Here is a 429-nt window from a genome sequence, read left to right as displayed (position 1 = left end):
GAGCCGAGCTAGGCGGCAGCGTGGATGGAATGCCGCTTGGATTTGGTGTTGGCAAGGGCGTTGCGTCCGCAGGCGGCGCAGGGCTGGTCGTGTCGGCTGGAGCCGTCGGCGCAGGCAGCGGCTCGTTAACCAACGGCGCAATCTGAGCAACTTCTGTTGCAGGACGAATCTGTTCTGGCTGGGCTTCGCGAGTTGGGTCTGGTAGTGCTACAGATTCAGCTTCACTCGATGGAGGCTCAACCGCAGCGCGATCGCTGGCAGCTTCATCCGATGCGGGCGCTCGATCGACTGCTTGCGCCACTTGCACTTCTGCGACTGCGGCTGCGGCTGCTGCGGACAATGGCTTCTCGTCTAGCGTTACTTTGGCTGCATCTTCGACTGCTGGTTCTGTCACAGCGCGATCGCCAGCAGATGCGATCGCTTCTGGTC

Annotated in this window: 1 protein-coding gene; it reads left to right on the top strand. The window is 61.8% G+C overall.

Features of this window, described 5'->3' with window-relative positions:
• Positions 1-156: 156 nt before the first annotated feature.
• Positions 157-429: hypothetical protein (locus tag D7Y13_RS47505; protein ID WP_208734671.1), on the top strand; the 273-nt coding region annotated here is incomplete at its 3' end.

The organism is Corallococcus praedator, assembly GCF_003612125.1.
GTDB classification, from domain to species: Bacteria; Myxococcota; Myxococcia; order Myxococcales; family Myxococcaceae; genus Corallococcus; species Corallococcus praedator.
This window is presented reverse-complemented; position numbering and strand designations above follow the sequence as displayed.